This window comes from Agrobacterium radiobacter, assembly GCF_040801995.1.
Classification (GTDB): Bacteria; Pseudomonadota; Alphaproteobacteria; order Rhizobiales; family Rhizobiaceae; genus Agrobacterium; species Agrobacterium radiobacter.
Map to the genome: position 1 here is coordinate 1,727,265 of NZ_JBEGHX010000001.1, position 20,775 is coordinate 1,748,039.

At 59.8% G+C, this 20,775-nt stretch carries 19 protein-coding genes and 1 other RNA gene; 5 read left to right on the forward strand and 15 right to left on the reverse strand.

Going from position 1 to position 20,775, the window contains the following annotated elements; all coding sequences use genetic code 11:
• The 9 genes from ftsW to mraZ are packed head-to-tail and all read right to left on the reverse strand — an operon-like array spanning position 1 to position 10,439.
• Positions 1–1,155, reverse strand: coding sequence for a putative lipid II flippase FtsW (ftsW, locus tag MRBLRC7O_RS08730; protein WP_004430748.1), 1,155 nt, complete (start codon positions 1,153–1,155; stop codon positions 1–3).
• A gap of 5 nt (positions 1,156–1,160) precedes the next feature.
• Positions 1,161–2,570, reverse strand: coding sequence for a UDP-N-acetylmuramoyl-L-alanine--D-glutamate ligase (gene murD / locus MRBLRC7O_RS08735; RefSeq protein ID WP_080866292.1), 1,410 nt, complete (start codon positions 2,568–2,570; stop codon positions 1,161–1,163).
• Between the two features lie 3 nt (positions 2,571–2,573).
• Positions 2,574–3,674 (reverse strand): phospho-N-acetylmuramoyl-pentapeptide-transferase, encoded by a 1,101-nt coding sequence (gene mraY, locus MRBLRC7O_RS08740; RefSeq protein ID WP_004430746.1) that lies wholly within the window; start codon positions 3,672–3,674, stop codon positions 2,574–2,576.
• 23 nt (positions 3,675–3,697) lie between these two features.
• Complete coding sequence (locus MRBLRC7O_RS08745) at positions 3,698–5,131, reverse strand: UDP-N-acetylmuramoylalanyl-D-glutamyl-2,6-diaminopimelate--D-alanyl-D-alanine ligase (protein ID WP_004430744.1); 1,434 nt, start codon at positions 5,129–5,131, stop codon at positions 3,698–3,700.
• Positions 5,128–6,597, reverse strand: a complete 1,470-nt coding sequence (locus tag MRBLRC7O_RS08750) for a UDP-N-acetylmuramoyl-L-alanyl-D-glutamate--2,6-diaminopimelate ligase (RefSeq protein ID WP_080866293.1) — start codon at positions 6,595–6,597, stop codon at positions 5,128–5,130. Before MRBLRC7O_RS08750 ends, MRBLRC7O_RS08745 begins: the two co-directional genes overlap by 4 nt.
• A gap of 57 nt (positions 6,598–6,654) precedes the next feature.
• Positions 6,655–8,397 (reverse strand): peptidoglycan D,D-transpeptidase FtsI family protein, encoded by a 1,743-nt coding sequence (locus MRBLRC7O_RS08755; protein ID WP_080866294.1) that lies wholly within the window; start codon positions 8,395–8,397, stop codon positions 6,655–6,657.
• Positions 8,397–8,957: a cell division protein FtsL gene (ftsL, locus tag MRBLRC7O_RS08760; protein WP_004430738.1), complete on the reverse strand. Its 561-nt coding sequence runs from the start codon at positions 8,955–8,957 to the stop codon at positions 8,397–8,399. Before ftsL ends, MRBLRC7O_RS08755 begins: the two co-directional genes overlap by 1 nt.
• A 1-nt stretch (position 8,958) precedes the next feature.
• Positions 8,959–9,984 carry a 16S rRNA (cytosine(1402)-N(4))-methyltransferase RsmH gene (rsmH, locus tag MRBLRC7O_RS08765; RefSeq protein WP_080866295.1) on the reverse strand — a complete coding sequence of 342 codons (1,026 nt, stop codon included), beginning with the start codon at positions 9,982–9,984 and terminating at the stop codon, positions 8,959–8,961.
• Between the two features lie 14 nt (positions 9,985–9,998).
• Complete coding sequence (gene mraZ / locus MRBLRC7O_RS08770; RefSeq protein WP_004430734.1) at positions 9,999–10,439, reverse strand: division/cell wall cluster transcriptional repressor MraZ; 441 nt, start codon at positions 10,437–10,439, stop codon at positions 9,999–10,001.
• Between the two features lie 623 nt (positions 10,440–11,062).
• Here mraZ and MRBLRC7O_RS08775 point away from each other — a divergent pair.
• The 3 genes from MRBLRC7O_RS08775 to MRBLRC7O_RS08785 are packed head-to-tail and all read left to right on the forward strand — an operon-like array spanning position 11,063 to position 13,226.
• Positions 11,063–11,464: a DUF350 domain-containing protein gene (locus tag MRBLRC7O_RS08775; RefSeq protein WP_004430732.1), complete on the forward strand. Its 402-nt coding sequence runs from the start codon at positions 11,063–11,065 to the stop codon at positions 11,462–11,464.
• 9 nt (positions 11,465–11,473) lie between these two features.
• Positions 11,474–12,067, forward strand: a complete 594-nt coding sequence (locus tag MRBLRC7O_RS08780; protein WP_004430730.1) for a DUF1190 domain-containing protein — start codon at positions 11,474–11,476, stop codon at positions 12,065–12,067.
• Between the two features lies 1 nt (position 12,068).
• Positions 12,069–13,226 carry a glutathionylspermidine synthase family protein gene (locus tag MRBLRC7O_RS08785; RefSeq protein ID WP_080866296.1) on the forward strand — a complete coding sequence of 386 codons (1,158 nt, stop codon included), beginning with the start codon at positions 12,069–12,071 and terminating at the stop codon, positions 13,224–13,226.
• A 27-nt stretch (positions 13,227–13,253) separates the two neighbouring features.
• On the opposite strand, the gene rnpB is transcribed toward MRBLRC7O_RS08785, so the two are convergent.
• The 6 genes from rnpB to MRBLRC7O_RS08815 form a co-directional block, all read right to left on the reverse strand.
• Positions 13,254–13,655: RNase P RNA component class A (gene rnpB, locus MRBLRC7O_RS08790), an RNA gene on the reverse strand.
• A gap of 56 nt (positions 13,656–13,711) precedes the next feature.
• A complete protein-coding gene (locus tag MRBLRC7O_RS08795; RefSeq protein ID WP_080866297.1) occupies positions 13,712–14,902 on the reverse strand; it encodes an FAD-dependent oxidoreductase in 1,191 nt (396 codons plus the stop codon).
• Positions 14,903–14,961: 59 nt separating this feature from the next.
• Complete coding sequence (locus MRBLRC7O_RS08800; RefSeq protein WP_080866298.1) at positions 14,962–16,149, reverse strand: FAD-dependent oxidoreductase; 1,188 nt, start codon at positions 16,147–16,149, stop codon at positions 14,962–14,964.
• Between the two features lie 92 nt (positions 16,150–16,241).
• Positions 16,242–16,781, reverse strand: a complete 540-nt coding sequence (locus MRBLRC7O_RS08805; protein WP_003522187.1) for a lytic transglycosylase domain-containing protein — start codon at positions 16,779–16,781, stop codon at positions 16,242–16,244.
• A gap of 248 nt (positions 16,782–17,029) precedes the next feature.
• The gene (locus MRBLRC7O_RS08810; RefSeq protein ID WP_035263585.1) at positions 17,030–17,809 is read right to left on the reverse strand and encodes an N-acetylmuramoyl-L-alanine amidase; all 780 of its coding nucleotides are present in this window, start codon (positions 17,807–17,809) and stop codon (positions 17,030–17,032) included.
• Positions 17,806–18,546: a J domain-containing protein gene (locus MRBLRC7O_RS08815; protein WP_004430712.1), complete on the reverse strand. Its 741-nt coding sequence runs from the start codon at positions 18,544–18,546 to the stop codon at positions 17,806–17,808. Before MRBLRC7O_RS08815 ends, MRBLRC7O_RS08810 begins: the two co-directional genes overlap by 4 nt.
• Before the next feature lie 319 nt (positions 18,547–18,865).
• Between MRBLRC7O_RS08815 and MRBLRC7O_RS08820 the strand changes: the two genes are divergently transcribed.
• Both MRBLRC7O_RS08820 and MRBLRC7O_RS08825 read left to right on the forward strand, forming a co-directional pair.
• Positions 18,866–20,077 carry a pyrophosphate--fructose-6-phosphate 1-phosphotransferase gene (locus MRBLRC7O_RS08820; RefSeq protein ID WP_004430709.1) on the forward strand — a complete coding sequence of 404 codons (1,212 nt, stop codon included), beginning with the start codon at positions 18,866–18,868 and terminating at the stop codon, positions 20,075–20,077.
• Between the two features lie 52 nt (positions 20,078–20,129).
• Positions 20,130–20,765, forward strand: coding sequence for a LysE family translocator (locus MRBLRC7O_RS08825; RefSeq protein ID WP_080866299.1), 636 nt, complete (start codon positions 20,130–20,132; stop codon positions 20,763–20,765).
• Positions 20,766–20,775: the final 10 nt, after the last annotated feature.

Genomic DNA, 20,775 nt, shown 5'->3' on the forward strand with positions numbered 1-20,775 from the left:
TTACTCCGCGGGAACGCCGGAACCGACGCGGAAGAAACTCCGCTCCTGCGCCCGCTTTTCGGGTCTGTGGCGTGTCAGCGCCAGAAGGAAGCCGGCGGTCACGCAGATCGCCATCATCGACGAACCACCATAAGAAATCAGCGGCAAAGTCATGCCCTTGGCGGGCATCAACTCGAGATTAACGCCGATATTGATCATCGACTGCATGCCGATCTGCAGCACGAGACCGGCCACGGCAAAGCGGCAGAAATCGTCCTTCTCCTTGAAGGCGTGCGACAGGCCGCGCAGCACGATGAAGGCGAAGATCGCAACGAGGAACATGCAGAAGACGATGCCGAATTCTTCCGCCGCCACCGAGAAGATGAAGTCGGTATGGCTGTCGGGAATGATCCGCTTGACGATGCCCTCGCCCGGTCCGCGACCGAACCAGTCACCACGAATGATCGCTTCGCGTGCGGTATCGACCTGAAACGTATCGCCCTCACCCGTCCAGAACCGGTCGATACGACCGGCGACGTGCGGCAACATGAGATAGGCGGTCACAATGCCGCCGACGCCAAGGCCGCCGAGCATGATGATCCAGAACCACGGCACGCCGGCCATGAAGAACATGCCGCCCCAGACCACGGATGTCAGAATTGTCTGGCCGAAGTCCGGCTGCGCGATCAGGAGTGCCGCCACGATGCCGAAAGTGATGATGGCGAAGAGATTGCCCGGAATTTCCGGATGGCGCGCCCGCTCGGCAAAGAGCCATGCGCAGACGATGACGAAGGCCGGCTTCATGAATTCCGACGGCTGGATCGAGAAGGTGCCGATGGAAATCCAGCGCCGTGCACCCTTGACCTCGATGCCGAAGAACAGCGCGAAGATCATCATCAGCAGCGAGGCGATCAGCATGATGACCGCCACACGGCGCACCTGGCGCGGTGACAGGAAGGAAAGGCCGACCATGATCGCCAGCGACGGCACCATGAACATCGCCTGACGCTCGACGAAAAAGAAGCTGTTGAGGCCGATACGTTCGGCAACCGCAGGCGATGCCGCAAAGGACAACATCAGGCCGATGCCCATCAGCGCGATGAACGCCGCCAGAAAGAAACGGTCGATGGTCCAGAACCATTCCGCGACCGGACCTCGATCAACTCGGCTTACCATGGCCTTCAGCCCCCTTTTCCAGAGTCAACCAGCATCGTCATGCCATCGAGCGCCGCGACCTGCGCGACGAACGAATCACCTCTGATTTCAAAGTTCTTATATTGATCGAAGCTTGCGCAAGCCGGGGACAACATCACGATATTGCCGGCCGTCGCATCTTTTTCCGCATCCGCCGCCGCATGCTGCACGGCTTTGTCCAGCGTGCCGGATATTTCGTATGGCACCGCCTCGCCGAGCGTTGCGGCAAATTCCGCCGCAGCCTCGCCGATCAGATAGGCCTTGGCGATGCGCGGAAACAGCGGCGAAAGACTGGTAATGCCGCCCGCTTTCGGCAGACCGCCGGCGATCCAGTAGATACGGTCGAAACTCGAAAGCGCTGGCGCTGCCGCATCGGCATTGGTCGCCTTGCTGTCGTTGACGAAAGTGACATTGCCGCGCCGGCCGACCGGCTGCATGCGATGTTTGAGGCCGGGGAAGGATTTGAGACCGGCGCGGATTTCCTCTTCCGAAACACCCACGGCAAGGCAGGCGGCAATTGCGGCCGCCGCATTCTGCGCATTGTGGCTTCCACGAAGAGTCTGGATACCGTCGAGATCGACCAGCAGCGAGAAGGTGCCGCCATGCGCCCGCAGGATGTGGCTGCCTTCGGCATAAAGACCTTCGGAAACAACATTGCGTTTCGAAATGCGCTCGACCTTCACGCCGGCACGCTCGATACGGTCGGCAATCAGCGTCGAATGGCTGTCATCAACACCAACGATTGCCGTGCCGCTACCCGCCACCAGCCGTTCCTTGACGTCGGCATAATGCTGCATCGTGCCGTGACGGTCGAGATGGTCAGGCGTCAGATTGAGCAGGATACCGGCAGTCGGATTGATCGTCGGTGCGAGATCAATCTGGTAGGACGAACACTCGACTACATAGAAGCGCTGCGCCTTCGGCGGATCGAGGCTCAGCACCGCCGTGCCGATATTGCCGCCGAGCTGCGTATCGCGGCCCGAAGCCTTGAGAATATGCGCGATCAGCGCCGTCGTCGTCGACTTGCCGTTGGTGCCGGTGATGGCGATAAAAGGGCAATCCGGCGCATGGGCGCGCCGCTCGCGGATGAAAAGCTCGATATCACCGATGATCTCCACGCCCGCTGCCTTCGCAAGGTCGACCGACCAGTGCGGCTTCGGATGCGTCAACGGCACGCCGGGCGCCAGCACAAAGGAAGAAAACGAGGCCCAGTCTATCGTGTGCAGGTCCGCCGTGGTGATGCCTTCGGCCTCGGCCTTCGCGACGCTGTCGGGATTGTCGTCGAAAGCAACGACATCGGCTCCGCCGGCAACCAGCGCCCGGGCGGTAACGAGGCCCGAACCGCCGAGCCCGAAGAGAGCGACTTTCTTACCCCTAAACGACGTGACCGGGATCATCGCTCACCTCAGCTTCAGGGTGGCGAGGCCGAGCAGCGCAAGGCCCACGGAGATGATCCAGAAACGGATCACCACCTGGCTTTCCGTCCAGCCTTTTTTCTCGAAGTGGTGATGGATCGGCGCCATCAGGAAAACGCGCCTGCCGGTGCGCTTGAACCAGAATACCTGGATGATGACCGACAGCGTTTCCATCACGAAGAGACCACCGACAATCACCATGACGATCTCGTGCTTGGTGGCGACAGCGATCGAGCCGATCAGGCCGCCGAGCGCCAGCGAACCCGTATCGCCCATGAAGATGGCGGCAGGCGGCGCGTTGAACCACAGGAAGCCGAGGCCCGCGCCGATGACCGCGCCGACGATAACGGCAAGCTCACCCGTGCCGGGCACGAAATTGATCTGCAGGTAATTGGCAAAAACCGCGTTGCCGGCGAGATAGGCGATCACGCCGAAGGTAGCGGCAGCGATCATGACGGGCACGATGGCAAGCCCATCGAGACCATCCGTCAGGTTCACCGCATTGCCCGCACCGACGATGACGAAAGCACCGAACAGCACGAAGAAATAACCGAGATTGATCACGAGTTCCTTGAAGAAGGGAAAGGCGATGGAGCTGCCGAGCGTGCCGCCATGCGGTGCGGAAGCTAGCGCCATCTTCATCATGAAGAAAACGGCAATCGCCGCAATCAGGAATTCGATGCCGAGACGGGCCTTACCGGAAAAGCCCTTGTCGCTCTGTTTCGTGACCTTGAGATAATCGTCGTAAAAGCCGATTGCCCCGAAACCGAGCGTCACCATCAAAACGGCAACGACATAGACATTCGAAAGGTCACCCCAGAGCAGCGAACCGCCGAGGATACCTGCAAGGATCATCAGCCCGCCCATGGTCGGCGTGCCGGCCTTCTTGAAATGCGTCTGCGGCCCATCGGCACGGATCGGCTGGCCCTTGCCCTGACGCACGCGCAGCGAGTTGATGATGGCCGGTCCAAACAGGAAGACGATCAACGCAGAGGTGAACATCGCCGCCCCCGCCCGGAAGGTGATGTACCGGAAGAGGTTGAAGACTTGAATTTTATCCGACAGTTCGACGAGCCAGATCAGCATAATTGCCCTTTCAAAAGGCTATTTCAGACTTGGCGTTCCGTCTCGGGGAATGCCGGATACTTGTCAAGCAGCGCGGCGACAATCTTGCCGAAACCGAGGCCAAGTGACGATTTTACCATCAGCGCGTCTCCCGGTTGCACCCATTGCAGGGCGAAATCGGTGAGTTCCGCCGTCGTCGGGAACCAGATGACGGTCACGCTATCAGGCAGCGCATCGCGCAGCGCCGCCATTGCCTCGCCCGCAAGCCACACATGTTCGATACCGGCTGCGAGCAACGGCCCGGCCAGTTCCTCATGCAGCTGCGCGGAAAACTCACCCATCTCCAGCATATCGCCGAGAACGGCGACGCGCCGGCCGTGACCCTGCGTTTCCGTTTCCGCCAGCACGGCAATCGCGGCGCGCATGGAGGCCGGATTGGCATTGTAGCTTTCATCAATCAGCAGGAAGGAGCCGCCATTGATGGAGAGATGGTGGCGCTGGCCACGCCCCTTCACCGCCTCGAGCGATCCCAGCGCCTCGAAGGCGCGGTCGAGATTGGCGCCCGTTACGGCAACCGCGCCAAGGACCGCCATGGCGTTGTCGGCGATGTGCCGGCCGGGAATATTGATGTGCAACTCGCTGGTTTCGCCGTTCAGTATCGCCCAGATCGTCGAGCCCGTCGCCGTGCTCTCGAAATCCGCGAGGCGGAAATCCGCCTTGGCGTGCTGCCCGAAGGTGAGGATATGTTCGATACCCTGTTCCTGCGCCGCCTCTTCAAGCTGCTCGAATTGGGCGTTGTCGCGGTTGAGGATGACGGAACCACCCTCCTCCAAACCTTCAAAAATCTCGGCCTTGGCTGCGGCGATCTCTTCAATATTCTTGAAATTGCCGAGATGGGCAGGCGCGATGGTCGTGATGATCGCCACATGCGGGCGGACCATCTTCACCAGCGGCCGGATTTCGCCGGAATGGTTCATGCCGATTTCGAACACGCCGAATTCCGTATCGGCGGGCATGCGCGCCAGCGTCAGCGGCACGCCCCAATGGTTGTTGAAGGAAGCCACCGCCGCATGCACCCGGCCGGATGGGGCGAGCGCCTGCCGCAGCATTTCCTTGGTCGTTGTCTTGCCGACCGAGCCGGTCACCGCGATGATGCGCGCTGACGTTCTTTCACGCGCCGCAATGGCGAGTTTACCGAGTGCGGTAAGAACATCTTCCACGACGATCATCGGCACCGTCAGACGGCCAAGAGCCGGCAGTTTGCCTTCGGCCACGACGAGCAGACTGGCCCCGTTGGCGACGGCAAAACTCGCATAGTCATGGCCGTCAACCCGGTCGCCCTTGATGGCGAAAAAGGCCTCGCCGGCTTTGACAGTCCGGCTGTCGATGGAAATGCCGGTGATTCCGGTCGACAGGTTGCCCACGGGGCGTCCTGCCGTAATGGCGATCATGTCGGCGACTGTCCATAACCAGCTCAAATTTTCGATCCTTCCAGCCCTGCCAGTGCAGCGCGCACCTGTTCATGATCGGAAAACGGCAGCGTCACGGAACCGACGATCTGCCCCTCCTCATGCCCCTTGCCCGCAACGATCAGCGTATCGCCATGCGACAGCATCGACACCGCATGCCGGATCGCCTCCGCCCTGTCGCCGATTTCCAATGCGCCGGGTGCCGCCGCCATGACTTCCGAACGGATCGTCGCGGCGTCTTCCGAGCGCGGATTGTCGTCGGTGACGATGACGATGTCGGAAAGCCGCGTCGCAACCTCGCCCATGATCGGGCGCTTGCCCTTGTCACGGTCGCCGCCGCAGCCGAAGACGGTGACGATGCGGCCAGAGGTGAAAGGCCGGACCGAGGTCAGCACGTTCTCCAGCGCATCCGGCTTGTGGGCGTAATCCACATAGGCGAGCGCACCGTTCCCCGTCTGGCCGACAAGCTCCAGACGTCCGGCAGCACCGATCAGCTTCTCAAGCGCCTTGAGCGCTGTTGTCGCGGCAACGCCGGTGGACATGGCGAGACCTGCAGCGACGAGAGCATTCGCAACCTGAAAATCACCCGCCAGCGGGATGTCGACTTCATGGATCACGCCGTCATGATGCACTTCGATCATCTGCTTGTGACGGAAGTGCTCCACCCGTTTCAAGGTCAAATAATCACCCTTGCGGCCGACGGTGCGCACATCGAGACCCGCTTCGCGCGCCGCCCGTATTGCTTGGTCCGACCACGGATCGTCAGCAAATATCACTGCGGGAGAGCCCTTCTCCATCAGCGTATCGAAGAGCCGCATCTTCGCGGCCATATAGTCCTCGACGGTCGGATGATAATCCATGTGGTCGCGGCCAAGATTGGTGAAACCGGCGGCTGCCAGCTTCACTCCATCGAGACGGCGCTGGTCGAGACCATGGCTGGACGCCTCCATCGCCGCGTGGGTCACGCCTTCGGCCGCAAGTTCGGCCAGAAGCGCATGCAGCGTCACCGGATCGGGCGTGGTGAGCGCGCCATAATCCTCGCGGCCGGGAGCGATGACACCCGTGGTGCCGATCTGTGCGGCGGCATGGCCGGCGAAAGCCCAGATCTGCCGCACGAAGGAGGCGACGGACGTCTTTCCCGCAGTGCCGGTGACGGCGACCATGGTTTCCGGCTGTTTTCCGTAAAAACGGGAAGCGGCAAGGGAGAGATAAAGGCGTGGATCCGTGACGGAAAGCACCGGCACGTCGGCATCCAGCGCATGTCCGGAAACGACGGCAACCGCACCCTTGGCAACCGCGTCCTTCACATAGGCCGCGCCATCCGCCCTGGTGCCCGCAACCGCCACGAACAGGCTGCCGGGCGCAGCCTTGCGGCTGTCTGCGGTGACCCCCCCGATTTCGATCGCCCCGATCTCAGACAGGAGCAATTCTTTCAATTCCGGAAACGCATTTCCGGATATATCTCGCAAATTCATCGACTGTGTCCGTCTTGTCCCCCCGGCGCGAATCGCCGGAATATCATAAGCTAACAATCAATAAGACACGAGCAAGGCCGAGCCATCCTTGCCGAACTTCGGCTTCACGCCCAGCACCGCCGCCGTGCGGGTGATGATATCGCGCACCATCGGCGCCGCAGACGTGCCGGCAAGCGCTGCGCCGTTGCCCTTGTCCGTCTTCGGCTCATCGATGAAAGACAGCACGACATATTGCGGGTCATCCATCGGAAAGGCCGAGAGGAAGGCGTTGAAGTTCTTGTCGTGCACGTAACGTCCGTTGACGACCTTGTCGGCCGTACCGGTCTTGCCCCCGACGTTGAAACCATCGACGCGCGCGTTGCGGCCCGAACCGTTGACACCGTTCCATTCAAACAGAAAACGCATGTCCTTGCTGGCGCCGGGTTTCAAAACCTGCCTCGCCACCTGATCGGCCTGTTCGCGGGTACGCGGCAGGAAAGTCGGTTCGATCAGTTTGCCGCCATTGACGAGTGCTGCACCGGCGACCGCCGTCTGCAGCGGCGTCGTGGAAACGCCGTGGCCGAAGGAAATGGTGATGGAGTTGATCTTCTTCCATTCGCGCGGCTGCGACGGCAGCGCCACTTCAGGCAATTCGGTCTGCATGCGGGTCAAAAGGCCAAGCCGCGTCAGGAATTCCTTGTGGCCTTCCGTTCCCACGGTGTCGGCGATCTTGGCCGTGCCGATGTTGGACGAAAACTGGAAGATTTCCGGCACCGAAAGCATTCGGCCCTTGCCGTGGAAGTCCTTGATGGTGAAACCGCCGATGCGGATCGGATAACGCGCATCGAAAGTATCGCCGAGACGGACGCGGCCCGAATCGAGACCCATGGCAATCGTGAAGGACTTGAAGGTGGAACCCATTTCGAACGTGCCGTTCGACATGCGGTTGAGCCAGCCTTCCTTGGCACCTTCGGCCGGGTTGTTCGGGTCGTAATCCGGCACGGAGGCCATGGCGAGCACTTCGCCGGTATGCACATCCAGAACCACCGCGCCAGCGCCGATCGCCTGGAACTTGGTGATGGCCGAGGTCACGACTTCACGGACAATGGACTGCACGCGCAGATCGATGGATAGCTTCACCGGTTCCAGCGGCTGGTCGCTGGTCATGCCGAGCGCCGTCAGATCGGCAAGGCCCTGGCTGTCGACGTAACGTTCCATGCCGGCAACGCCACGGTTGTCGATGTTGACGTGGCCGACGACATGCGCAGCGGTCGGCCCGCCGGGATAAAAGCGGCGCTTTTCCGGACGGAAGCCGACGCCGGGAATACCGAGCGCAAGAATCTGGCTTTGCTGCTTCGGCGTCAGCTGACGGCGCAGCCACTGAAAGCGCGAATTGGAAGAAAGCTTCTGATAGGTGCCGCGCTGGTCGAGATCCGGCAGGACAGTACGCAGCTTCTCAATGGCCTCGTCGATATCGACGATGCGATGCGGTTCGGCAAACAGCGAGACGGTGCGGATATCGGTGGCCAGAACCTCGCCGTTGCGATCAAGAAGATCGGGGCGCGACGCCATCAGCCGGTCTGCGGGCGCGATGCTCGACACTGTTTCCTGTTCCGCCATGCCATATTGCACGAGACGGCCGCCCACGACGGCATAAAAGGCGACAAAACCGAAAATCAGAAGGCCAACGCGGCTTTTCGCCTGGGCGGCCCGCTTCTTGCGGGCGCCCTCAAACGCCGCATGGTCGGTATAGACACCGGTGGTGCTGGCGGAAAAGTGAGCCTTGCTCTTCAAAACCATGACGCGGGAGAGAAAAGACATCAGCGGTTCACCGATCCTGTTATGGTTTCATCCATATCGCCGGTTTCATCACCAGCGGCGGCGGAGGCGACCGGTACAGGCGCCGGTGCCGGACGTGAAACGCGCGCACGTGGCGTGGGCACCGGAACGCCGTTGACAGCGATCTGGCCCGCAGGCGGCGATTTGGGCTTCGAAGCGCCACCGAGGGTAGCCCCCGGCTTGGAGCCATTGACGGCGGCGGCGATGACATCCTCGACGCTCATACCTTCAGGCTCAGGCGGCTGCGGCAATTGCGAGCGCAGCATGGGCAACTCGCGCGGCTGCGCCAGCTGCGTCGGCAGCGTCGGCGAAAGACCGAGTTCCGTTTGATAGGCATTCACCAGACGGTGCAGACGGTTCGGCTGCGTCAAGAGCGCCCAGTCGGCCCTCAAAAGATCGATCGTATCCTTTTCAAGCTTGATCTCGGCCTCCAGCTTGCGGACTTCCTCAAGCTTCAGATCGGCCTTGTGCTTGATCGAATAGGTCACCACAGCCGCAGCGACCATGACCCCCATCAAGATGACATCGAAAGTGCGCAGCATATCAGCCTCCCATCTTTTCAAGGCTGGCGAGATCAGGAAGCTCGAAAATCGAGAAATCTGCAGCGCGCGCCGGGGCTGTGGTGCGCAGGCCAGCGCGAAGCTTGGCCGAGCGAGCCCGCGGATTAAGTTCCGCCTCCTCGTCGCTGGCGGCGATCATTGGCTTGCCGATGTTCTCGAAAATGGCCGGCTTATCCTCCACCATCGGCAGATGCCGGGAACCGGCGGCCTTGCCCGAACGGTCGGAGAAGAATTTCTTGACGATACGGTCTTCCAGCGAATGGAACGTGACGACGACCAGCCTTCCGCCGGGCTTCAAAACCTGCTCGGCGGCAAACAAAGCCTGCGCCAGCTCGCCCAGCTCATCATTGACGAAAACGCGCAGCGCCTGAAACGCGCGCGTTGCGGGATGGATCTTGTCCTTCGCCTTGCGCGGCGTGACGATCTCGATAAGGCCCGCCAGATCACGGGTGGTTCGGAACGGCTCTTCCGCCCTCTTCTTTTCAATGGCGCGGGCAATGCGGCCGGGCTGCTTCTCTTCACCGAGAAAACCGAAGATGCGGATCAGATCGCTGACCTTGGCGCGATTGACGACATCGGCCGCCGAGACGCCGGAAGCGGACATGCGCATATCGAGGGGGCCGTTTTTCTGGAAGGAAAAACCGCGCTCGGCCTCGTCGATCTGCATGGAAGACACGCCGATATCGAGAACGACGCCGTCAAGCCCGCCTTCAGGCGCATGCTTCGCGAGATCGGAAAACTGAGACTGAATAAGCGAGAGCCGGCCGCCATTGGCGGCAACCATGGCCTGGCCGCCAGCGATCGCGGTCGGATCGCGGTCGAGCGCGATGACATTGGCGCCCTGATCGAGAATGGCCTGGCTATAACCGCCGGCGCCGAAAGTACCATCGAGAATGATCTTGCCGGGCGCAGGCTCCAGCGCGGCAATGACTTCGCGAAGCAGGACAGGGATGTGACGCTGAGGTCCGCCATCGGCATCAGAAGATCGTCCGCCAGAATTCGCCGCCATCCCGTGTCCCCGTCCTAGGCGGGGCGAGCAGCCGAAAAACCGCGCCCCGCTCTTGCTTCCGCCTGCGCCGCCAAAAACGCATCCGGTTGCCAAAGCTGAAAATGATCCGCCCGCCCAACGAAGGTGACCTCGGTGGATATGCCGGTGAATTCCCGCACAAAATCCGTCACCATCAATCGACCTTCCTGGTCGAGCTTCATGAAAACGCCGCCGCCGTGAACCAGCAGCGACATTGCGTTCGCCTCTGGCGAGAAAGCATCCATGGACGCAATCTGCCGCTCGTAGCGCTCCAGCAAATCCGGACCGCCGACACTGATTGCCGGAAACGCAAAATCCTGGAGACAATAAAGCTCCTGAATGCCGCGCTTCGCCAGCACCGAACGAAACGGAGACGGAACCGAGACGCGCCCCTTGGCGTCGATCCTGTTCGTCACGTTCGATAAAAAGCGGTCCATTACTCAACTCGCCAAAACCGCATGCCGCAAAGCGATCCATCCGCTCCGCAGCCGACACCGGTACGCACGACACATCGCCAAGCGCCAGGGCGACATGCCCTGCAGCAGCCCCTCGTAGGCTCCTCACTCGTTTCAGCGATTGCGGGTCAAAAACACGACCCAATGTGGTGTGCATTTGGGATATCATGGGACACTATGGGCGTCAATGGGAGAAGCCGGCACGATACCGACTTCGCATCGGAAATTCATAAGCCGTTAAGTTTAACGAATGGTTTACTTTGCGAACTCATGTGCCAGCAAAAACAATTAAAGCTTGGGCCGACATGCCTATTTTTCGCTTGAGAAACAGACACTTGCCGATCCTCGTCGGACACGCGCCATTTAAATCGCAAAAGGCGCTCTGATGCCGCCGCGGCAACGGCAGCCTGGCTGGTATCACGGCCATCTGTATGATTTAGCGATAGACCAGTTGCAGCGGCTCGATGTGATGCCGAAGCACTGCACATCTTGCGTCTCAGCCAGAACCGTCATTCTCAGCAAACAACAACGCCGCCACGGCTTGACTTTTTAAACTTTCAATTGATTTTGATTTCTGAAGTTGTGTTTTTCATTGTGAGATAATAATGCCGAATTACGTGGCGGGCTTACCTGCCTTCTTAAGTTATTTTTTGATTGGCCTGGTCTGCCTGGCAGCTTTTTCCGCCATCTACACCCGCCTTACTCCCCACCGCGAAGGGGAGTTGATCAAGGCCGGCAACATCGCCGCCGTCGTCGCTTTTTTAGGGGCGTTGATCGGCTTCAGCCTGCCTCTGGCCTCGGCTGCGGCCAACTCCGTAAGCCTTCCCGATTATGTGGTCTGGGCGGTAATCGGCCTGCTGGTTCAGATTTTTGCATTCTACCTCGCCAAACTCAGCATGACCGACCTGCACCTGAAAATCATCGAGGATAATGTCGCGGCCGGGCTCTGGAGCGGCGGCATCGCTGTGGTCATCGGGATTCTGAACGCCGCCTGCATGGCGTATTGAGGAACAGACATGTATTTGGACGTGACAGAACATCCGCGTCTCGCCCTCGGTACGATTGCCGCAATAGGCCTTTTTATAGCTTTTTCACCGGAGGAAGAGGTCCTTTACACCTCGGTTGACAAATGCCTCGCCTCCGGTGTCTATCCCAAGGCTTGCCAGGCGGCATCCGAAGACGCCAGCCAGCACCACCTTGCCACTGCACCGAAATTTCGCAACATGGTCGCATGTGAAATGGAATACGGCGCGGGAAACTGTTCTGAGCTAAGGCAAAATCTCAATTCCAATAACGCCACCGGCACGAGCGTATTCGCACCTTCACCGGCAGGATTTGTCATGCCTCGGTCCATCGAAAACTTTGCAGACTATAGCGAATATCGTCGCCGTCAGCAAAACAGCAAGTCGGGCTCCTCTGGCGCGATGTCCGCCTATCGAAAACGCAACGGTGACCTCGTCACACCGGATGTGAGTGCCAGCGAACAGAACGGCGGCTCATTCGGAGGCGGCCCAGGCGGCGCGCTGGTGAGTGACGTGAAGACGCTCAACGCCAAAACGAACGTCAAGGGCCGTGGCGGATTCGGCGGCCACTCCTTTTCCGGAAGCTGACATGCGCCGCATCACATTCCCACCGCGTCCAGATTGGCGTGAGAAGGCCAATGCTGTCGGTTTCTCCTTCCATGAAATGCACGGCGAACCTTACTGGGTGGACGATGCGGCCTATTGCTTCAGCCTTGATGAAATCGAACGCGATATCGAAGAACCGAGCCAAATCCTGCACGACATGTGCATGGATCTCGTCTCCGACATCGTAAACAGCGAGGAGGCGCTAACCCGTCTTGCCATCCCGCGCGATTATCACGACGTGATCCGAAATTCCTGGCAGCGGGGCGACCGCCACCTGTATGGCCGCTTCGATCTTGCCTATGACGGACATGGCCCCGCAAAGCTGCTCGAATATAACGCCGACACGCCCACTTCCGTCTTCGAAACGGGATATTTCCAATATAACTGGCTGACGGATCAGGTCGCCCTTGGGACGCTCCCGGCGCAAACCGACCAATTCAACTCGGTTCAGGAAGCCTTGATCGAAGCCTTTGGGCAATTCTCGCGAGACAGGATTTTCCATTTCGCGGCGGTCAGCGACAGCGCCGAAGATTGCGGCACGACGATTTACCTCATGGACTGTGCCATTCAGGCTGGCCACCGCGCCCAATTTCTCGATATCAGAGACATCGGCATCGATGCGAGCGGGCGTTATGCTGACCTCCAAAGTCGCGTCATCGAGCGCTGCTTCAAGCTTTATCCGTGGGAATTCATGTTACGGGAATCCTTTGCCGTCCATCTGCCTGCGCAGGACAGCATTTTCGTGGAGCCGGCCTGGAAAGCCGTACTATCGAACAAGGGCCTACTGCCCATGCTTTGGCAGCGGCATCCCAATCACCCGAATCTGCTGCCGAGTTTCTTTCCCGACCATCCGGCAATATATGAATTACGCGATTACGTGGTGAAGCCGCTTCTCTCGCGTGAGGGCGAAAATGTCAGCCTTTACCGAAACCGGCGCGAGATTTTATCGGCCCCGGGCAGTTACGGCAAAGAGGGGTATGTTTTTCAGGCCTACGCGCCATTGTTCAAGAGCGAGTTCGGATACGCCGTGCTCGGAAGCTGGATCGTCGCCGACCGACCCTGCGGGCTAGGCATTCGCGAGGACGTGTCGCCCATCACGGCAAATCTCTCCCGCTACGTTCCCCATATCATCGAGGGCTGATCCCCGCCGAAAAAGTCGGCAGGAAAATTCGCCAGTTGGCCTGTAAGCCGGGTTCTGTATGGCCCCGGTTTGACCCGGAACGTGGCAGCCATTCATCTGGGACGGCATTTGCATGCCGCCTCGCGCAACCCACCCGGATGACGGGCCTGGAAACCGGCTGTGAACGGGCTTTCGCCCATCCCGTGTCATCCCTATTCGGTCTTGCTCCCGGTGGGGTTTACCTTGCCGCCGCTGTTACCAGAAGCGCGGTGGGCTCTTACCCCACCCTTTCACCCTTACCATGCGATGCATGGCGGTTTGCTCTCTGTGGCACTTTCCCTGGGGTCACCCCCGCCGGACGTTATCCGGCACCGTATTTCCGTGGAGCCCGGACTTTCCTCACCTTACCGTCTTTCGACATTGGTAAAGCGCGGCTGCCCGGCCAACTGGCATGGGCTCCATAACCATGTTCCGGGGCGAAAGCCACCGAAAAGCGCAGGCAAGGACTAAAGAAATGTGGGTTTGAAATCCGTTGAGAAGGCCCCGTCGGCGATTTCTCCGTCCCGCAGCAGCACAGCGCCAAGCCGGCCGATCTCATCGGAGCTCTTGGCCGCCGTGCCGTTGCCGCCGGTCAGAACCGCGATGCGCGACGAGGCGGTGAAACCGATGGCCGGATAACCGCTCCCCGTTTTGGAGACGACGCAGGCGGCCATCGAGACACGCGAGAGATCAATGGAAGGCACGAGCGTTCCGACGATGTCAGAGAGATGATCCCGCACGCTTTCGCGTCCACCGGAGCGGAACCATTCCCGGATTTCCGGATCACTGCCGAGCCTCTTGTCATCGGGGTCGCCGCCGATCTTCAGGTAGAATTTGCCATCGGGATAGCGCACCGGCGGCAGCAGGTAGATATGTTTTGTCGGCTCACGCGGCTCATAGATCAGCGACGGCATGTCCGCATATTGCGCAAGGTCGCCCTCATCTATCTCGAAGAAAGCGACGGTGCGTGCATAGACATCAAGAGCCACCGGCTGCGGCAGCAGATCTTTGGTGATCGAGAAGCCACCGGCCGCCACCAGCACCCGGTCTGCGGTATAAACCGCACCTGAAGCCGTCTGAACCGATGCCCGGCCACCCTCTTCCCGCGTCGAAACGACGATATCGTCAATAAGCGTGACACCTGTTTTTTCAGCGAGAATAGTTTGCGCCTTCACCAGCGCCCGTGGATTGACGTATCCGGCATTGTTCCTCTCGAACACTCCCTCGCAACCCGGCTCGAAGGTGAAATAGGGAAAGCGGTTTTCGAGGCTTTGACCGTCCAGCAGTTCCGTCGAAACGTCGAGCCGCGCCGCCGCCTTGCGGACATCGTCAACAAAGGAATTGTCACCGCCCCGCTGAGGCCCCACCATCAGGCAGCCGACCGGAGCATAAAATTCAACGCCGCTTCTGGCCGCAATATCGGCATAACGCGCGATCGAGCGGTTGGCGAGCAGCGCCCAGTCTGCGTCACCATCGATGGTGCGGGTAATCCGCGCTGCGTCATAGTGGCTGGCGAAAACACCCTGATGCGATTTGATGTCGGCAGGTTCACCGGGACCGATCAGCGCGACGCCATCCGCCGTTTCCGCCAGATGGCGGGCGGCGGCCGCCCCCATCATGCCGCGACCCACGACAATATATCTGAAATGTCCCGACATGCCGCCCTCTTTACCCGCTCACTTCCGTCGCAACCTTTTAGCCGCTTCGTCCGTAAATGTCAGACGAAAACCGGCGACATTTCAGCGGCGAATTCATCCTCGGTCAGCTGGCCGTTCAGAAGCAGCACAGCACCCAGCCGTCCAATCTCGTCCGAAGACTTGGCGGAGACGAAATTGCCGCCGGTCAGAACCGCGATATTGGAGGATTGCGTATAGCCGATATAGGGATAGCCGCTACGGGTAATGGAGGCGACACAGGAGCCGGAGGTCACGGGGCAGCCGGCAAGCTCCGGCATCAGGGATAGCGCCCGCTTTTTCAAAAATTCCACCTCACCCGGCGTACCGTCCGAGTGGAACCAGTCTACCGCTTCGGTGAGCGTTTCAAGCCTGCCCTTCTCGCTTTCTCCGCCGATCTTCAGATAGACATTGCCATCGGGATAACGCACCGGCGGCAGGATATAGACGATGTCGTCCTCGGTTTCCGCGAGCACGATGGTGGAAGGCATCGCACCGAACAGGGCCTGCCTCGCCTCATCCAGCTCGAAAAACACGATGGTACGGCCCGTTGCCGCCATATCGACCGGCGATGGAAGAAGTTCCGCCATGTTGGTAAAACCGCCCGCCGCGACAATGACCTTTTCGGCGGTATGGACGGCCCCTTCGCGGGTCGAAACCTCCACGCCATGGGAGGTGTCGCGAATATGCGCCGCCGTCTCACGCAGCAGTTTCGCGCCCTGCACCTCGGCAACGGCGCACTGCGCTTTCACCAGGGCGCGTGGATTGACGTGACCGGCATTCTGCGCCTCGAAATAACCGCTGTGATCGGCCGGCAGGGAGAACATCGGAAACCGGTCTACCAGCACATCACGGCCCAGCGTCTCTACGCCGAGATCAAGACGGTCGGCCGAGGAAAGGGCGCGCGAGACATAATCTCCCGCAAGACCCTTGCCGTTGCCGGTGAAAAGGCAGCCTGCTTCAGTGAAAAAGCGGATACCGCTTTTGGCCTCGATCTCCGCATAACGGCGGATGGAGCGTTGCGCCAGTTCCGCCCAGACCGGATCGCCGTCAAACCCGCGTGTGATGCGCGCCTCATCGTAATGACTTGAAAACACACCTCGATGGGTCTTGCGATCGGCGGGTTCGCCCGGTCCGATCAGCGCCACGCCATCCGTTTGCGCCGAAAGATGCCGCGCCGCGGCCGCTCCCATCATCCCGGCCCCGACGACGATATATTTGAAATCCGGCATGTCATGCTCCGTATCAGCTTTGCTTCTGACTACAGCATGCCGGGCCGAACCGGAATCGCTTTTCGCAATTTAACAAGCAATACAAACCGGCCTCAGCCGGCCAGCAGCGCCTGCACCTTGCCGCAATAACGCTTGGAGACCGGGTTCATGCGGGTGGCGCCATGGCCGGCATTGTAACGCAGGATCGTGCTGCAGACCTGGCCCCCGCCCAGCTGGTGCGCCGTCGCCAGATATTGCATGCCCCAGCGAATATTGGTCTCGGGATCGTAGAGCGCCTTGGTGGTGCCGCGATAGCCCATCATCCGCGCCGTTGCCGGCTTGATCTGCATCAGCCCGACCTCGCCTGCGCTGCCGCGGGCCTTCGGATTGAACTTGCTTTCGACCGAAACCACGGCATGCGCCAGATTGGTGGGAACGCCGTAACGCTTGGCATATTTGACGATCAGATCGGAATAATCGTTCCTGAGCGAGGAAGGCAGGCTCTTTTCGGGGATGGGATAACCGGGCTTGCGGAAGAAGGTCTCCAGCGTCACGGTTTTGGTCTTGACGTCCTCGTCTTTGGCAAAAGCAATCCCCGCCTGCGAAGCGAGCATAACAACGCCCGCCACGACAGCAACAACAACCCTGTTCATATGTAGAAAAATTCTCCAGATCGGATGACCGGAACAATGAAGCGACACAAATAGTCTGCGCCCGGAAAGTCGATCGCGACCTTCCGCTGTCCAGTCTCCTTGATTGATATTGACGGTAAGTTCCCCTGAAGAACGACACCGCATGCAGTGACGTTCTTAAACTTCCTCAATGCGGATTAACTGTGGCACAAGAAAAAAAGCGACTTGAACACGCTGGAAAAGCGGGAATGCTTTTCCAGAATCGGCGGTTAAGCGCCCGAAAATCTCGGCAGGCTGGCGATCAGCCGGTGCAGCGTGTCAATGGTGGAGAAATCCGCGATGCCATCCACCAGAGCGGGGCGGAAATGCCGCTGGAAAGCAGCCACGGCGCCTTCGGTTTTTTCGCAATAAGCGCCTGTTATTTCAACGCCATAACCATAAATGGACAGCATCGACTGCAGCGCTTCGACCGGCTGGCCATGGTCCCCGCGCTGAAAAAAGCGCCCGCCACGGATCGGCGCAGGCTCCACCCAATGGCCGACACCTTGCTGCGACAGGATGTCCCACGGGAATTTTTCACCCGGATCGACCTTGCGGATCGGGGCGACATCCGAATGCGCCAACACCCTTTCAGGGGCGATATTCCAGCGCTGGCCGCAATCGCGACACAATTCGATGACGGCTTCGATCTGCTTTTTCGGAAATTCCGGCAGGCCGCCTGGATGGCCCTGATTGGCAATTTCGACACCAATAGAGCGGGAATTGATGTCTTCGTCCCCCGCCCAGGTACTTTTGCCCGCATGCCAGGCACGGCGGGTTTCCGACACGAGCTGGATGACGCGCCCGTCCTCGAAGACGAAATAATGGCTGGAGACCTGGCTTTCGGGATTGCAGAGCCATGACAGCGCACCATCGGCCGTCGTCATGCCGGTATAGTGCAGAAGAATGATGTCAGGACCGGCTACACCCAGCCTTTCGCCATGATTAGGCGAAGGCGCAACGGCTGCGCCCCCGAAATCCGGGGTAAAATCCGGCAGACATTCACTCATGCGACGCGGCGTTCTTTCTCAATGGCCGCATAAGCGGCGTTGAGAGCCGCCATACGCTCATTCGCGGCCGCATGCAATTCCATGGGAACGCCGCGGGCGATGAGCTTGTCGGGATGGTGTTCGGCAACCAGCGTTCGGTACCGCTTGCGGATATCCAGAAAATCGTCCGAAGGTGAAACACCGAGTACGCGGTAAGGGTCGCGCCCGTCCATGTGGACGTGCCGCGCCATGATCGTTTCGAAATGATCTTCGGTGATACGGAAGATTTCCGCGATCCGGCCGAGGAAGGCCAGTTCCCGCTCGTGGATCAGCCCGTCGGCCTTGGCGATGTGGAACAGGCCGTCGATGACACTTTCCAGCATCTCGCAATTGGCGTGCCCGGAACCGCAAAGACCCGCCAGCCGCTCCGCATAGGCTTCGTAACCTGCAACGTCCTGACGCGCGAGGTTATAAAGACGAGCGACGTTCTTGGCTTCTTCTTCCGGGAAATCGAAAATCTGCCGGAAAGCGCGAACCTCGGCATCGTTGACGACCCCGTCGGCCTTCGCCATCTTGGCGGAAAGTGCAATGATGGCCACGGAAAAGGAAACCTTGCGGCGGGTTTCCGGATCACCTTCGAAAAGGGTGCGGATGGCTTCCACCACGCGCCCGAGTGCACCGCCTGCCGCGTCGCCGATTGCGCCGAGCAGCCGTTCCCACAGGGATGAAATTTGCAGACACGCGAAATCGAACATCATGCGACAAGCATGACGGGATATTGCCGCGAATGCAATATGTCCAGCGGTCCGGCGGCATTAACTTTTATTCATCTTTGCGACAGTTTTGCTTCAGGAACAAGAGCGCGGCAGACGATGGGACCACGGTTTTCCACAGACGGCAGATAGCCGGCCACCGGCTATGCCGATTGAAACGATTATATTCCACCACTTTGCTCAAGCCGCTGAAAAACCGCGAGAAATCCGCGTTTTTCTTCATAAATTCACTTTACACCTACACGCGGCTGTCGCATCCATTTGCCAGACATGTCTTTGGGTATATGTGAAAAGGAGAGCCATGATGGCCAAACAGAAAGTCGCAATGCTGACCGCGGGTGGCCTTGCGCCCTGTCTCTCTTCGGCCGTGGGCGGCCTGATCGAGCGTTACAGCGACATTGCGCCCGAGATCGACATCATCGCTTACCGCTCGGGTTATCAGGGCGTGCTTCTGGGTGACCGTATCGAAATCAACAAAGACATGCGGGAAAAAGCGCATCTGCTGCACCGTTACGGCGGCTCGCCGATCGGCAACAGCCGCGTCAAGCTCACCAATGCCGCCGATTGCGCCAAGCGCGGTCTGGTCAAGGAAGGCGACAATCCGCTGCGCGTCGCCGCTGACCGGCTGGCGGCCGACGGCATCACCATTCTCCACACCATCGGCGGTGACGACACCAACACGACGGCTGCGGACCTTGCCGCCTATCTCGGCGCGAACGGCTATAACCTCACCGTCGTCGGCCTGCCGAAGACGGTGGATAATGACGTGGTGCCGATCAAGCAGTCGCTCGGCGCCTGGACGGCCGCCGAAGTCGGCGCCTCCTTTTTCGACAATGTCAGCAACGAGCAGAGCGCTGCACCGAAGACCTTCGTCATCCACGAAGTCATGGGCCGCCATTGCGGCTGGCTGACGGCCGCCACCGCCCGCGCCTATATCCAGAAGACCAGCGGCAATGAATATGTCGAAGGCCTGATGATGAACACGCAGATGAAGAACATCGACGGCATCTACCTGCCGGAAATGGCCTTCGACATCGAGGCGGAAGCCGAGCGCCTGAAGGAAATCATGGACAAAAACGGCTATGTCACGCTGTTCGTGTCGGAAGGCGCCGGCCTTGATTCGATCGTTGCCGAACGCGAAGCGTCCGGAGAGGCCGTCAAGCGCGACGCCTTCGGCCACGTCAAGATCGACACGATCAATGTTGGCGGCTGGTTCCAGAAGCAGTTCGCCAGCCTCATCGGTGCTGAACGCTCCATGGTGCAGAAATCAGGCTATTTCGCCCGCTCCGCCGCCGCCAATGGGGACGATCTGCGCCTCATCCAGGGCATGGTCGATCTCGCGGTCGAAAGCGCGCTCAACAAGGTCTCCGGCGTCACCGGCCATGACGAAGACCAGAATGGCAAATTGCGGACGATCGAGTTTCCGCGTATCAAGGGCGGAAAGCATTTCGACCTCTCTGCAAAATGGTTTACCGAAGTGATGGAACACGTCGGTCAGCCGTTCACAGCGGCCTGATTTTACGATAGTCTAAAATAAGACGGCGACAGGGAGGGCAAGGAGGAAGAGAATGTCTGGACAGGCCTGGCTGATTTTTTGTGCAGCATGTGCCGTTGTGTTCGCACTCCCCTCTCCCCTTGTATTCTCTGTTGCCTCCTATGCCGCCATCCGCGGCAAAAAGACGGTCTTCGCCTCCGCTGTCGGCGGCGCGCTCGGCATCGTCACGGCCATGATGATTTCGGCCATTCCGGTGGCCGGTCTCGCCTACCTGCCGCAATCCTTCGTGGAAATCGTGCAATGGGCCGGCATCGGCTGGCTGATGCTGTTTCTGTTGTGGACCTTCGCCACGCCGGCCGCCCAAGCGGCCAATGCCGATAATGACAATCTGCCGGGCAAATCCTGGAGCGGCATTTTCCGCGATTGTTACGCCATTGCCGCTTTGCGCCCGCGCTACTTCACTGTCTTTCTGGCGCTGTTGCCACAATTCGTTTCCACGTCAGGCAACACAATTGAAACGCTCGCCATGGCGCAGGCCGCCATCCTGCTTCTGGCGCTTGTGATTCTGACCGCGCAGGCGCTGTTTGCAGGCCCGACGCTCGCGCTGGTGCGCCGCATGTCGGGCGACAAGAAAATCCGGCCGAAATACCGCACTCACTTCATTTCCGGCCGCGCTGTCAGCGCCGGATACAGGCGCATCGCAGCCTGAAAAACCGGGC

Coding starts and splice junctions, on each gene's coding strand:
- MRBLRC7O_RS08805 (WP_003522187.1), bottom strand. CDS start 16,781: ATGAACAGGGTTGTTGTTGCTGTCGTGGCGGGCGTTGTTATGCTCGCT.
- MRBLRC7O_RS08775 (WP_004430732.1), top strand. CDS start 11,063: ATGCCGAATTACGTGGCGGGCTTACCTGCCTTCTTAAGTTATTTTTTG.
- MRBLRC7O_RS08815 (WP_004430712.1), bottom strand. CDS start 18,546: ATGATGTTCGATTTCGCGTGTCTGCAAATTTCATCCCTGTGGGAACGG.
- MRBLRC7O_RS08810 (WP_035263585.1), bottom strand. CDS start 17,809: ATGAGTGAATGTCTGCCGGATTTTACCCCGGATTTCGGGGGCGCAGCC.
- murD (WP_080866292.1), bottom strand. CDS start 2,570: ATGATCCCGGTCACGTCGTTTAGGGGTAAGAAAGTCGCTCTCTTCGGG.
- MRBLRC7O_RS08795 (WP_080866297.1), bottom strand. CDS start 14,902: ATGTCGGGACATTTCAGATATATTGTCGTGGGTCGCGGCATGATGGGG.
- MRBLRC7O_RS08800 (WP_080866298.1), bottom strand. CDS start 16,149: ATGCCGGATTTCAAATATATCGTCGTCGGGGCCGGGATGATGGGAGCG.
- mraY (WP_004430746.1), bottom strand. CDS start 3,674: ATGCTGATCTGGCTCGTCGAACTGTCGGATAAAATTCAAGTCTTCAAC.
- MRBLRC7O_RS08785 (WP_080866296.1), top strand. CDS start 12,069: ATGCGCCGCATCACATTCCCACCGCGTCCAGATTGGCGTGAGAAGGCC.
- MRBLRC7O_RS08820 (WP_004430709.1), top strand. CDS start 18,866: ATGGCCAAACAGAAAGTCGCAATGCTGACCGCGGGTGGCCTTGCGCCC.
- MRBLRC7O_RS08780 (WP_004430730.1), top strand. CDS start 11,474: ATGTATTTGGACGTGACAGAACATCCGCGTCTCGCCCTCGGTACGATT.
- mraZ (WP_004430734.1), bottom strand. CDS start 10,439: ATGGACCGCTTTTTATCGAACGTGACGAACAGGATCGACGCCAAGGGG.
- ftsL (WP_004430738.1), bottom strand. CDS start 8,957: ATGCTGCGCACTTTCGATGTCATCTTGATGGGGGTCATGGTCGCTGCG.
- rsmH (WP_080866295.1), bottom strand. CDS start 9,984: ATGGCGGCGAATTCTGGCGGACGATCTTCTGATGCCGATGGCGGACCT.
- MRBLRC7O_RS08825 (WP_080866299.1), top strand. CDS start 20,130: ATGTCTGGACAGGCCTGGCTGATTTTTTGTGCAGCATGTGCCGTTGTG.
- ftsW (WP_004430748.1), bottom strand. CDS start 1,155: ATGGTAAGCCGAGTTGATCGAGGTCCGGTCGCGGAATGGTTCTGGACC.
- MRBLRC7O_RS08750 (WP_080866293.1), bottom strand. CDS start 6,597: ATGAATTTGCGAGATATATCCGGAAATGCGTTTCCGGAATTGAAAGAA.
- MRBLRC7O_RS08755 (WP_080866294.1), bottom strand. CDS start 8,397: ATGTCTTTTCTCTCCCGCGTCATGGTTTTGAAGAGCAAGGCTCACTTT.